Consider the following 12,638-nt stretch of genomic DNA (forward strand, 5'->3'; position numbering starts at 1 on the left):
CCTAGCAGGTTAATTTTTGCGGTCTTCTACCAAAATTACAGGAATGAAACTATTTTCTATGACCGCTTGGGATACCGAACCAACTAACACTTCTTCCCAAGTCGTGTGTCCCCGTTTTCCTATCACAATATCTGTCACATTATACTCTTGCGCAACGCGCATAATTTCCTCTGGAACTGAGCCGTTAATGGTAATGAATTGATGACGGATATCTGAAAGTAATTTTTGAGCGCGATCGCGCAGTTGCTGTACAGCCTCTTTTTCTGCAATATTAATGATGTGTAACACAATTACTTCACCATCAACACGACGTGCTAGGCTTGCTGCTTTGAGCAAAACATCTGTAGAAAAGGTAGAAGTATCGACTGCTGCTAATATTATATTACGAGTCACTACGGTTACTTTTGTCGGATCGACTTTTCCCCGTTCTAACAATTTTGGTGCAAACATGGGAATTCCCCAAGCGCCTATCGGTGCTGTTGTCAAAATTGAGAGGACAGCAATGGCTAAGATAATTTCTCCTCCCTCAATCCCCATAGATAGAGGAATCCCGCCAATGGCAGCTTGAACGGTGGCTTTTGCCATATTTCCGGGTAGCAAAAATAGTCTTTCTCGCCAATTCCAATTACTACCCAATGTGGAGAAATACCAACCTATAGTGCGACCAATAAACAAGCCAATTGCCAAGACAAAAAGCCCCGGGAAAAAAGTCTTCCCTAATACCTGAAGTTGAATACTGGCTCCCAATAAAACAAATAAAACAATCTCAGCGACAATCCATAAGCTGTCAAATCCACCGCGTAGTCGTCTAGCTAAAGGTGGATCGAGTTCAATCAAAAAAAAGCCCATTGCCATTGCTGCCAAATAGCCAGAGTAGGGGAAAGCTTGCTCACAAATCACTAACAAAAGCGCAATACTGGCGGCAATTAATACATCTTGTGCGGCGTTTTGCGTCCAGTTTTGTTGAGTTAGTATAGAGACAGTTAAACGAGCTGCAATGTAGCCAATTAAGACCCCTAATCCTACTTCCATTGCTACCTGAAAGGGGAGTAATTGAAATGCGCTTAGGCTAAAACCTCCAGGGAAGATGATATTCTCAACTTTTCCCCGATCGAAGAAACTCAAAAGTAAGCTAAAGACTAACAGTAATAAAACATCAGATAGGGCACTACCCGTAAGAATGGCATCGGGAATTCCTTTGGTGACACCCCAGCCTAAACTTTTTAGTCGTAGCATTCCAGGGACAATTACAGCGGGTGATTCTGCACCAATTACACAACCCAAAAGTAACCCTGTGGGAAAGTCGAATTTAAAAATTAGTATCGCAGCGAATGCGATCGCAATTGCCTCGATTGCCGCTGGTAAAATTCCTAGCCGCAGCGCCACCGTTCCTTGCTGTGCCAGCTTTTCCCTATCTAATCCCAATCCCGCTTTCATCAGGATGATCGTCACTGCCACAATTCGCAGATTATCCGCCGATTTCAGCAATTCTGGACTCAGGACATCGCTAACTTGCGGCCCTAAAACTATCCCCACCAAAATCATTCCAATCAGAGGCGGAGCACCTAAGCGACGGGCAATTTGACCCGAAAAAAAGCCCATCAATAAAATCCACAGCACACTAGCTAACATTAGATTCCTTTCTCCAGATCCTGAGTACGGACAAAGGCTTGCTATCTGTGAGTCGTTAGTGAGAAGTTTTCACGGCCCCACTCTCCGGCAGCAAGCCAGAAAAGTAGGAGCCATCAGCCTTTTAGTCTTTCAGTTAACGCAAGGAAAGAATGACGCTTCAGGCGGTTTTGGCGAGCTCCATCGCCATTAATATTCTTATAGCATCTTTTGTACAGAAAGCGAAAGAAGATATTTTTTTGCAGAATCGCGATCGCCACTCGCAACGCCAGCCTGTTAGTGAAGCTTGCAGAAGAGGATCGCCCTGACACCAAAAAAAGTAAAGATGAGTAAAGCAGTGTATCATTGGTGTCCCACAGCCAGTTAAACTCATCACAGTCGCTTTTTTTAGGAATTGCAGTAACTTTTGCCGTAGCACGGGCGAGGGCCCGACGCCATCGCCCGGGCTGTCACCGCACAGCCAGCCTCACAGATACAGCACCCCGGCGATATCTCCCCCAGATAACCGAGTTCGATCGCAGTTTGGGTAAGGTGCTTGTGGCGCACCCGAAAATTAGAGTTCTTGGGTTAGTCTTGCGGCACTTAAAACGCAGGCTGTAAAGTGCAAATATACATAAATAACTACACACCAGATTTTTATGAAAAAAGGGGACTTGTAACAAGATGGATCGAGCGTCCGATCAAAACCGAATAGTTGAATATTTGCGGATTAAGCCAATTAGTCACAGTCAGATTTACACTTCCCAAATTGCAGTACCAGAGCCTCAGAGGGGGGAGATTCCCCGCGAACGCCGCGAAGCTCTCAGGAGAAGTCTCATCGAGCAAGGCAGCAACTTGATTCCTTTAATTGTGCGCCGCACTGAAGCTTACAGCAATGAAGAAGAATATGAAGTTGTTTGCGGCTCAGATTGGTGTATTGTTGCTAAAGAACTCGGCATCGAGCAAATGTGGGCTTGGGTATTTGAAATGACCGATGAGGAGGTAGCTGTTGCTCGAGCTGAAATGGAACATTTAGCTCCGCAACCAACTCAGAGAACTTCACAAATAGAGACTCTACTGGAACACTTGGAGCTATCATTTCAAAAAAAGGTAGAAAGTCTCACAAAACAAATAGAACAATCTGTAAAAAAAAATGAAGACCTGCTCAAAAAGCAAGTAAAAGCTCTAACTGAGCAGAACTTCGATCGCGAGCAAATAGCACAAATTAAGCTTTTGCTCGAAAAAGTTGAAAAAACATTTCATGAAAAGGTAGATAAATTGGCCAAAAAAATTGAACAATCGGGCAGCGATAGTCCGCCGACATCTGCTGTTATTTCTGAGGTAAATTTTGAAGGTGCATTGAGACAGTTGGATGAACTAGAAAAACTGCTGTCAAGAAAATTAGAACGCACAGTTCAAACAATCAATCATTTTGTTGCTGACGCGATCGAAGACGTAGAAAATGATCTGAAAAATCAAATCGAAACACTCCGCTGCCAACTGGGAGCCGCCGCAACGCACTCAGAAATCCAGCCAGGGACACCACCGAAAACCCAGTTAGAAACACAGCTTAAGAAGCAGCCTAAGAAGCAGTCGAAGGAACAGCAAAAACCTCAGCTACCGCAGTTGCAGTTGGAATTGCCGTTTCCGTCCCCAGAGGAAGACTACGACACTCTTTCGCTGAGGCGATTGAAGGCGATCGGCAAAGACCGGAAAATTCGGGGCTACGCGCGCATGAAACGACCGGAACTTCTGGCCGCTCTGAGGGAAGCTGACGGCCAATAAAGCAGCAATTGCTAATAGTTAAAGACTAATTAGATCGAACCCGGTAGCATCGGAATAGTAAAATCCAGTCAACAGTCAACAATCACAGATGGTGCAACCGGAATTTATCTAATTCATCTGCGTTAATCTGTGTTTATCTGCCCTCATCTGCGGTCAAAAAAAGAGGATTTCTCTGGCCGCCCCGGACAAGGGATTCACGCAAATTCACGCAGATTAAGAGAATAGAGATATGAATAATTCCGATGCTAGATTTGATATTGTTCGGTGTTCGATCGCGTATTTCGGCAAAAAGCGCGATCGGGCTTTCAGAATAGTCCTCGGCAGAGATATGAAAAGCTTGCTAAAATAGGCGCACAACCTCTTACTCCTCACCCAGCAGCCATGTCCCCAACCGCAGAATTAGCTACTACCCAAGAGATACTAGAACAAGAGATACTAGAACAAGAGATACCGGAAAACTTTATCTTTCCTCCCGGCGATTTATACAGTGATGAACATTCCCTAGAAACAGAACTGCATCTCCGACAAATAATCCTACTCCTCAACAGTCTAGAATGGCTGTGGCGAGATAGAAACAATTTCTATGCTGCTGGAAACCTCACCCTTGATTACTGTTCCAAGCAACTCAAATCGAAAGACTTCCGAGGGCCAGACTTTTTTGGGGTACTCGGAACTGAACGCAAAACTCGGAAAAGCTGGGTAGTTTGGGATGAAGACGGAAAGTACCCCAATATTATCATTGAAATCCTGTCTCTCAAAACAGCGGATACAGACAAAAACTTTAAAAAACAACTCTATCAAGATACTTTTCGCACTCACGATTACTTTTGGTTTGACCCAGAAACTTTAGAATTAGCTGGGTTTCATTTACTTGACGGGGAATATGAAGCAATCGCACCGAACGAATTCGGGCATCTGCGGAGTCAACAACTCGATTTGAGTCTCGGGATTTGTGGCGGAAAATTGCGTTTCTTTACAGCAGAAGGAGAGCTTGTCCCTACTCCTGAAGAGGTTGCAGAAAGGGAGATTCAACGAGCCGATCGCCTGGCCGCGAAACTGCGAGAATTAAACATTGATCCCGATACAATTTAGCGATCGTCCTTTTATTCAATTTTCCTGTATTGTAAGCTGGTTTAGGCGATCGCATATCCCGTATGCTGCCGAACATGATACGGATGAAACCCTAAAACTATCTTGTCTTTAGGCACTCCTAATTCTACAAGTTCTGGGGTAATTCCCGTTTCTATACCATCTTGTTGAATCCAAATTTTGCCGTCGATAATTTCCACATGGACGATACAATCGTGAATTCTTTGAGGCCCTTGCCAGCCTTCGTGCATCTGTAAAAAATTGTTTTGTTCGCGGTCAACAATAACGCTGCTTTTAATTTCTCCGTGTCCGTAAGAAATCTGGGCATAACTCTCTAAGATTTTCTGAATAAAACGGCGATATTCATCTAGTCTATCCATCTGATAATAGTCTCCTTTAACGAATCAAAAACTATTAATTTAAATCTCTTTTTCTCTAACAAAACCTGCCCGATAGGTTCAGAAAAAATTTGTGCATAAACTTCTGCACGGATTGCCAGATATACAGCAGATTCCACATTATATGAAGTACACCCGCCTATAGTGAGCTTCCCGTAGGGACACGGCACTGCCGTGTCCCTACACTTGACAAACCTGGAATACGCTGTACGATCCGTTCAGGTTCCGAAAGCTCTAGGATATCTTCGTAGACAATATACTGTCCCAGAGCTTCTTCTAAGTCATGAACGGGTGAAACACTCAAAAAACTTTTTACTTCTACAGCAATTTTGCGACCTTGCTTTTCGGCAGCCAGTATTTTTTCTGCACCCAAATCGACGTTGAGAGTACGTTTGCCAATTTCTAGGGTTAGCGGATCGTTTGTTATCGTCCAGCCGTCTTTTTATAGAGCTGTTTTGAAATTATTGTGGTAGATGTCTTTTGCTGGCATATTCTAAGCTGAACCATCAAATGTCACCCTGATTATAGAATAACATAAGACTTGGGAAAAGGGAGCATCTCACTTTTGCAGTTAAGCTAGAAATTGGAGTTTTAAGGCAGGAGGCAGGAGGCAGGAGGAAAGAGGAAGAAGGAAGGAGCCAGAAGAAGTGTTTTTACAAATATGAGATGCTCCCTGGGAAAACTGATAGCTCATCAATTCAAACTACTTACTGCCGCGTGTATCGGTGCTTCACCCCAATCGGAAAATACTCCGCATCGCCCATCGCAGTTAATGTCACGACAGGTAACTGATATTCTGGCGGAACATAATTAGCAAATTCGCTGTTTAGCCGCCGCAATTGCGCGAGAATTGAAGATGCGATCGCCTCCTGCATCTCCTCGTCGCCCTCCACCCCCGCTGCTAATTCCACAACCACCGATAAAAACCGATTTCGATCCGCATCTTCCTTGACTTGCAGTACAAATTTTCCCGTCACCCATTCCCGAATCGTGGGAACTTCTAAACCTACGGTGACATTTTCTGGGTAAATGTTAGCACCGAAGTAGGAAACGGTAAAGTGCGATCGCCCAAATACATAGACAAATGGCAAGCAGCGAATTCCTCTGGGGAACTCAGAAACTTTCATAGCTGCTGCTTGCTGCAAATGTGCCACAGGGTTAAATCCCCATTCAGCCAAAAAATTGAGCATTGCTTCGTAAGAAATTAAACCGCCGTTATCGGAGATGTGATAGCGTATTAGCGGGATACCGTTGTCGCCAGAAAATAACAGCGTGCCGTCATTATTCGCTTCAAAAAAGCGGCTTTTCGGATCGTACTGTACCAGCGTTGGCAACCGCGATTCCCCGAATAAATTGCGTGCTGCTTCCGGATTGTTTGCTAAAAAGCGGCGGATGCAAATACTCAGCGGTGTCTCGTTGCCCAAAACGCCCGCATCGGCAGTACCGTAAAGGCTCGCAGAGTTGTAATATAGATTGTCAGAATTAGTGCGATCGCTCACCAAACTCCGCCATTCTTCGCTAAACACTTCCCCCGCAAACACCATCTTAATTCGATATTTTTGCCACTCCACACCCCCAGCAATTCCGCTATCAATCACATCCTTGATAAATGGCGGATATCCCAACAAAACTACTTGCTCGAAATGCTCCCCAAGTTCCTGAACAACTCGGAATATTTCAGTCTTATTATTCCCAGGCGTCACAACTGTAACGGGATAACCCTTACTCGCCAGATAGCGGCAGCAATTCGCCGTGTACATTCCCCCAACCCAAGTTCCCAACGCAAAGCAAATCACAGCTAAAGTGCGGCGATTGTCGGCGTAAAAACTGTCGTGAAATATTTGTTCAAAACGAGCGGCAATTTGCAACTCGTCGCTGATAAAACGCGGCCAAAATGTCGGGTTTCCTGTCGAACCCGATGAAACAGCAATGAAATCGCAAGTTTCTAATTTGCCTTGGTAGCACAACTGAGGTAGCGGGTGACAGCGTAAATAATTCTCTTTGGTAATTAGCGGCAATTTTTGGAAGTCTTCAAAGGTTTGAATTGAGGCGGGATTGATGTTGAGTGCAGCTAGGAAAGTCTGGTAAGCTGGTACTGTGGCAGCGACTTTTTGAAAAAGCGCCATCGCCTCGGATTCGGCCGCTCGACTCTGCTGCTGTTGCAATCGTTCCTCAAGCGGCGCTCTCAAAAACTCTTCAAACGCCCCAATTGCTCGCTGACGCTGTTCTGGCTGCATGATTTGCTCCTTAAAATGCGTATTTTGCACCTCGATCGCTCAAGATTCAATTAGTAGCGCTAACGCCCGGATGGCACATTGGGTCGGACACTAAAAATTTGAACACATTTTGAGGTCGATCGAAAATATGGCGCAGTAGATAAACTTCAATAGCACGAAACCGCTGTTTTCACAAGAACCGCAGGGGATAGCCAAGCTGCCGATCGACTAATAAACACTGACACACTATGGCAAGATTAATTCAGCGATCGCCCAAAACTCCTAGTCTCAGTCAAGCGTGAAAATCCGACGCAGCAAGTTTCAATGAACAATCCCATCTACCCCGGCATAACTCTCAACAACCACTACCGCATCGTCCGCGAATTGGGACACGGAGGCTTCGGACGCACCTACCTCGCTGAAGATGCCCACCGATTTAACGAACCCTGCGTTTTAAAAGAATTTGCGCCCCAAGTACACGGAAGTTACGCTTTACAAAAATCCGAGGAACTGTTCGAGCGGGAAGCGGGAGTTCTCTACAAGCTGCAACACAATCAAATCCCGCGCTTCCGCGAACTCTTCCGCGTCAGTATCAGCGATCGAGGATACCTATTTTTCGTCCAAGACTACGTGCCCGGTCAAACTTACCGCTTTCTGCTCGACGCCCGCAAGCGTCAGGGTTTGCGGTTTATAGAAGCAGAAATCAATCAATTGCTGCAGCAGATTTTGCCCGTGCTCGAATACATTCACTCTTTGGGAGTGATTCACCGCGACATCTCCCCGGACAACCTGATTCTGCGGAGTTCTGACGGGATGCCCGTGCTAATCGACTTCGGCGGAGTAAAACAAGTCGCCGCCACCGTAGAGTCTCTGTTCGCTGAGGCTAACGGCACTCCCGCCCCCGCGACTCGCATCGGCAAGCTCGGCTACGCTCCCGTCGAACAGATGCAGATGGGAATCGTCTCTCCCCACAGCGATTTGTACGCTCTGGCGGCCACGGTTTTGGTGTTGCTGACTGGGAAGGAACCCCATCAATTGCTCGACAGCCATACCCTGAATTGGAACTGGCGGGCGGAATGTTCTCTGTCTCCGAATTTGTCCCTGGTGCTGGATAAAATGCTTGCTCAGCAGCCGAGCCAGCGTTACTCCTCGGCTCGCGAGGTAATGCTCGCTCTCTCCGGCAATCCGCCTTTACAGCCGCCTTTGCCAGCAGCCCCGGATTTTGGACTCACGCAGCCACCGGATTTCTCGCCTGTACCAGTGCCCGCTCCCGCGCCAAAACTGCCGGGAACTCCGGTGCGAGTTGCTGCTATTGGCAATCAGCAAAAGATGCCTGCTTGGAAAATGGTTTTGTTCGTGGTGGCGGTGCTCTTAAGTATGGGGGGAGTTGGCTGGTTTGCGGGTAATTCTTTGTTAAATCTGCAATCAAAAGTACAGAAAGTTCCCCAGCCTGCAAACCCGAAGCAGCAGCAAGAAGATGCTTTGCAAGATCGCTTTGTCAAGCTCAAAATTGACGATCGATTCTATAACGGTTACGTCAACCTCGTGGACGAGACTTTCTATGCCAAATACCCGGAATTGGGCGGACGGCTGTTAAAAGAAGGCGAGGACGATCGCCAGTGGCGCCAAAGGTGGCAGAAAATCGGCGACGAGTTGCTCGACAAGCTGGAAAATCTCAGCAGCGACGCTAGAGCGCGGTTGGGCAGTTACGACACCGCCGATATCGATCTCTGGAAAACGGAGGTTAACAAGCTGAATTTGAGCAGTCGGGCTCTGTACGATTTGGCTGATGCTAAGTTCTTTTATTGGTTTCCAGAACAGCCGCGCGATCGCAATCTCATCGGTTTGCCGATCGGACAAATTTGGCAAGCAATTACCGCTGACGCCCTCGCATCTTTGCAAGCTGGAGCCACTGTCGAAAGCGTTGAATTTGACCGCCTGTCGAACAGCAAAAGCCTCACAGGCAATCTCAAACCCGGAGAAGGGAAAGCTTACATTGCCAGGTTCGCTCAAAATCAAACTTTGCGGGTGAATTTGCAAGCTCCGCCCAAATCAACTCTGCTGTCAATTTATTCTCCCGGGCGGACAAACAAAGCCCGGGCTTTGCTGCAAGATGCAGAGGGGCTTAGTTGGTCGGGATTGCTCGATGATTCTGGTTATTATGAATTCGTGGTCGTTTCTCAGGCCTCGGAGCCGATCGCTTACCAGTTGAATCTGACGGCTGAATAACTGCTATTGACGCCCTCGATCGACCTAGGCAATAATAAGGTAATACCAATCAGATAAGTTGTCCGGTTCAAACAAAGAATATGCTGAAATTCGCGATCGTAGCTTTAGTGACTTTTGGATTAGTATTGGTGACTGCACTAGGTTTACATCCGGCCAATGCGACAGTCAGCACTCCCGAATTTTATGCTTGGAACTTTGCCTCTGTAGGCAGCAGCGAGCTTGTTTGCAAAAAGACGGTCGTAGTTCCGCAAGACCTGATCGTTCCGTCATCATCAATGCAAGCTGTCAGTATTAGTTCGGCAATTGTAGATGAAAAGTTTTGCGCCAATTCTACTAAGCCTGTGCATTAAGACCCTGCATAATATGATGTCGGGTTATACAACCATAATTAAGATCTCCGGCCGTCGATTTGAGATTTGAGATTTGAGATTTAGTACACAGATCGATCTGGAAGCTTGAATCTCAGTCTAATTTTTTATCTCTCCCCAAAAGTTGTCTGAAAGCAAGTATCTGTTTGTGGGCGAAATCAGGACGCAGCATCTTGATTCATCCATCGATAGAAAACTAAAACCCTCAGTACAAACACGGGCTAATTATGAGCAATTAACCGGACATCATATAACTGATTGTCTGAGTGATTGCCGCCATCCGCCCAGTGAAAGTAGTAGCTGCAATTTTTTTATGAGAAAACCCGTTTTTTTTGTAATAAAAATTTATCAAACGAGTCTGGTGCAGCAGTTTTATGCTCTTGAAAAATACAGAAATTTTCCCTATTTTGGCAGTTATTTTATTTTGACTTAAGAATCGAGGGAAAATATTCAGCCATTTGGCTAATCGTTTATTGGCTAATTGGCCGACTCAGTAATTCGTTAGTTTGAATATGCTAGAGTTAGTCAGGTTCTGATATATAGTGCCATCTGTTATCTAAGTATCATGCTCAAAATTTTGGTAATTGAGGACGACGAATTAATCCGGGAAACTCTTCTGCAACTCCTGGAATCTCAAAGCTACCGGGTGATTGTCGCAGAAAACGGTCGCTTTGGGGTGCAGATGGCGCTTGCGGAGATACCGGATTTAATTTTGTGCGACGTGCAGATGCCGGAACTCGACGGTTATGACGTGTTGCGCACGCTGCGGCAAAACTCCCTAGCTGCAACAATTCCATTTATTTTCCTCACGGCTCAAAGTGACAAAACAGATTTTCGTCGGGGGATGGAATTGGGGGCCGACGATTACCTGACAAAGCCGTTTACTAAGGCGGAATTGCTCGGGGCCATTGCTTCTCGCGTCTCGAAACGCCAAACTATTACTCAACCGCTGACAGTCGCGCTTCACCAAGCAGAAGCTAGACTCAAAGATTTAGTTAACGAATCGACCAAGGTTTCCACCCTTTCTCCTGAAAAGTTGGCTTTGGAAGCTCTGCTGCGCCGCGCTTTGGCACAAGGTGAGTTTCAGGTATACTATCAGCCACAAGTAGATATTGCTACCGGACAAGTTGTCGGCGCTGAAGCTTTGGTGCGCTGGCAAAATCCCGAGCGAGGTATAATTTCTCCCTGCGAATTTATTCCCTTAGCAGAAGAAACAGGTTTAATTATTCAGATTGGTGAATGGGTACTGCTTTCAGCTTGCGCTCAAGCCGCTAGCTGGCTGGCGGCGGGGTTTTCGCCCTTTAGAATATCAGTAAATTTGTCTGCCCGGCAGTTGTCCGACCCGGAACTCAAGCCGCGAATCGTGCAAATATTGGAAACTACAGGCTTGGAGCCTGCTAATTTAGAATTAGAAATGACTGAAAGCGCTTTGGTAGAAAATGCGACAGTTGCAGGCGCTACTTTAAATGAACTAAAAGCTCTAGGAATCAGGATTGCTATTGATGACTTCGGTACTGGTTACGCTACTTTAGGATATCTCAAGCAATTTGCTTTTGACAGTTTAAAGATCGATCGAATTTTCGTCCGCAATGCCAACGAAGATACTCAAAATGCTGCTATAACTACAGCAGTCATTTTACTGGGTCACAGTTTGAATATGACAGTAATTGCTGAGGGAGTGGAAACCGAAGCAGAATTAGCTTTTTTGCAACAGCATCACTGCGATATCATGCAGGGGTATCTGTTCAGCCGCCCCGAACCAGCACCGATACTTGAAAGTATGTTGGTTGCCGACCCCGGTTTGTTCGCGCCGCCAGCAGCAGCACCTGCTCGCGTCGTCCCTTTTGTACCTGTGTCCGAACCCGAAAAATCTAAAAACCTTTCAATGTCTGGTCTAGGGATAGTGTAACCGTAACCAAGATTTCTGTATAATAAAATAAAATTATTTCTTTTACCTTCTATTTTCTGCAGAAAAGTTGACGACGACTCCTAAAAAGTTGTAGCTTTTTAGGAAAGGCGAATCAAAGAAGCAGATTTTCCCCCATATTCCTCTACTTCTTCCCCTTTTATGCTATCTGCGCCTTTAATTGGACTATTTGAGGAATTGTGGCGTCTTGAAATTGGGAGCCTTTATCAAGTTGCAGCAGGTAAACTCATTTAAGTTCCAACTTTGGAACCGGCAGTTTCAAGAACTGTCAACTGGAATTGGTGCAAGCCCGTCATGGAAAGAATATTAGTGGTTGACGACGAAGCAGACTGTCAAACAGTCTTAGCAATGTACCTGGAAAGCCAAGGATATCGAGTAGAATGCGCTACTTCAGGGGTTGAGGCGCTCTCGATTTTTGAAAAGGCCCCCCCAGATTTGGTAATTTCAGATGTGATGATGCCAGAAATGGACGGGTTTGAGTTTTGTCGCCGTTTGCGAACTACCCGTTTGGGACAGTTAGTTCCCTTTATATTTTTGTCTGGTCAAGGCGAGATTGAGTCAAAAGTTGAAGGTCATTCGATCGGCGGTGACGATTATCTGGTAAAACCTTTTCAGTCTGAAGAAATTTTAGCTAAGGTAAAGGCGCAGCTAGAGCGCTCTCACCGCATTCACGCCGAGATTGTCCGACTGCTGCAAACTTCTAGCGGTAGGGCGGTGGAACCAAAATTTGTGGCAGTATTGCCAGCACCTGCACCTTTGCCTTTAACACCAGCCGAGGAAAGAGTTTTTTGGGAGGTTATCCAGGGTTATACTAACAAACAAATTAGCGATCGGCTGTTTATTAGCCCCCGGACTGTGCAAGCTCATTTAGGCAGCATTTTCAGCAAATTACAGTTAGAAAATCGTGCCCAGCTTGTGAGATTTGCCCTAGAAAGAGGATACAAACCACCTCAAACTTAGCTCGGAGTTCAACCTAGGGTGCGCCAGCCAGCCAGGGGATTTTAGATTTTAGATTTTA

The 12,638-nt window shown here is 45.9% G+C and carries 11 protein-coding genes and 1 riboswitch; of the genes, 6 read left to right on the plus strand and 5 right to left on the minus strand.

All coding sequences use genetic code 11. The features are described from left to right. Positions 1-9: 9 nt before the first annotated feature. A complete protein-coding gene (locus tag QUA99_RS09235; protein WP_333235802.1) occupies positions 10-1,632 on the minus strand; it encodes a cation:proton antiporter in 1,623 nt (540 codons plus the stop codon). A 97-nt stretch (positions 1,633-1,729) separates the two neighbouring features. Continuing rightward, positions 1,730-1,826: riboswitch (Fluoride riboswitch) on the minus strand. A 466-nt stretch (positions 1,827-2,292) separates the two neighbouring features. On the opposite strand from QUA99_RS09235, the gene QUA99_RS09240 reads away from it, so the two are divergent. Together QUA99_RS09240 and QUA99_RS09245 are read left to right on the plus strand one after the other, a co-directional pair. After that, the gene (locus tag QUA99_RS09240; RefSeq protein WP_333235801.1) at positions 2,293-3,393 is read left to right on the plus strand and encodes a Rho termination factor (modular protein); all 1,101 of its coding nucleotides are present in this window, start codon (positions 2,293-2,295) and stop codon (positions 3,391-3,393) included. 381 nt (positions 3,394-3,774) lie between these two features. Further along, positions 3,775-4,485 (plus strand): Uma2 family endonuclease, encoded by a 711-nt coding sequence (locus tag QUA99_RS09245; protein ID WP_333235800.1) that lies wholly within the window; start codon positions 3,775-3,777, stop codon positions 4,483-4,485. A gap of 41 nt (positions 4,486-4,526) precedes the next feature. On the opposite strand, the gene QUA99_RS09250 is transcribed toward QUA99_RS09245, so the two are convergent. The 4 genes from QUA99_RS09250 to QUA99_RS09265 all read right to left on the minus strand — a co-directional run bounded on the left by QUA99_RS09250 (position 4,527) and on the right by QUA99_RS09265 (position 7,117). Next, on the minus strand, positions 4,527-4,862 hold the full coding sequence (locus QUA99_RS09250) for a XisI protein (RefSeq protein ID WP_333235799.1): 336 nt from the start codon (positions 4,860-4,862) through the stop codon (positions 4,527-4,529). After that, entirely contained in the window at positions 4,850-5,050 is a 201-nt protein-coding gene (locus QUA99_RS09255; RefSeq protein ID WP_333381262.1) for an element excision factor XisH family protein, read from the minus strand. Before QUA99_RS09255 ends, QUA99_RS09250 begins: the two co-directional genes overlap by 13 nt. Continuing rightward, positions 5,020-5,307 carry an element excision factor XisH family protein gene (locus QUA99_RS09260; RefSeq protein WP_445250996.1) on the minus strand — a complete coding sequence of 96 codons (288 nt, stop codon included), beginning with the start codon at positions 5,305-5,307 and terminating at the stop codon, positions 5,020-5,022. The genes QUA99_RS09255 and QUA99_RS09260 overlap by 31 nt, the downstream gene beginning before the upstream one ends. A 280-nt stretch (positions 5,308-5,587) precedes the next feature. After that, positions 5,588-7,117 carry a phenylacetate--CoA ligase family protein gene (locus QUA99_RS09265; RefSeq protein ID WP_333235797.1) on the minus strand — a complete coding sequence of 510 codons (1,530 nt, stop codon included), beginning with the start codon at positions 7,115-7,117 and terminating at the stop codon, positions 5,588-5,590. Positions 7,118-7,420: 303 nt separating this feature from the next. Between QUA99_RS09265 and QUA99_RS09270 the strand changes: the two genes are divergently transcribed. The 4 genes from QUA99_RS09270 to QUA99_RS09285 all read left to right on the plus strand — a co-directional run bounded on the left by QUA99_RS09270 (position 7,421) and on the right by QUA99_RS09285 (position 12,580). After that, positions 7,421-9,325: a serine/threonine-protein kinase gene (locus tag QUA99_RS09270; RefSeq protein WP_333235796.1), complete on the plus strand. Its 1,905-nt coding sequence runs from the start codon at positions 7,421-7,423 to the stop codon at positions 9,323-9,325. Between the two features lie 80 nt (positions 9,326-9,405). Further along, positions 9,406-9,675 carry a hypothetical protein gene (locus QUA99_RS09275; RefSeq protein WP_333235795.1) on the plus strand — a complete coding sequence of 90 codons (270 nt, stop codon included), beginning with the start codon at positions 9,406-9,408 and terminating at the stop codon, positions 9,673-9,675. A gap of 583 nt (positions 9,676-10,258) precedes the next feature. Beyond that, positions 10,259-11,602: an EAL domain-containing response regulator gene (locus QUA99_RS09280; protein WP_333235794.1), complete on the plus strand. Its 1,344-nt coding sequence runs from the start codon at positions 10,259-10,261 to the stop codon at positions 11,600-11,602. A 312-nt stretch (positions 11,603-11,914) separates the two neighbouring features. Then, positions 11,915-12,580, plus strand: a complete 666-nt coding sequence (locus tag QUA99_RS09285) for a response regulator (protein WP_333235793.1) — start codon at positions 11,915-11,917, stop codon at positions 12,578-12,580. Positions 12,581-12,638 lie beyond the last annotated feature (58 nt).

Origin of the sequence: Microcoleus sp. F10-B2 (assembly GCF_036704965.1) — a bacterium.
In the GTDB taxonomy this organism is placed as follows: domain Bacteria; phylum Cyanobacteriota; class Cyanobacteriia; order Cyanobacteriales; family Microcoleaceae; genus Microcoleus.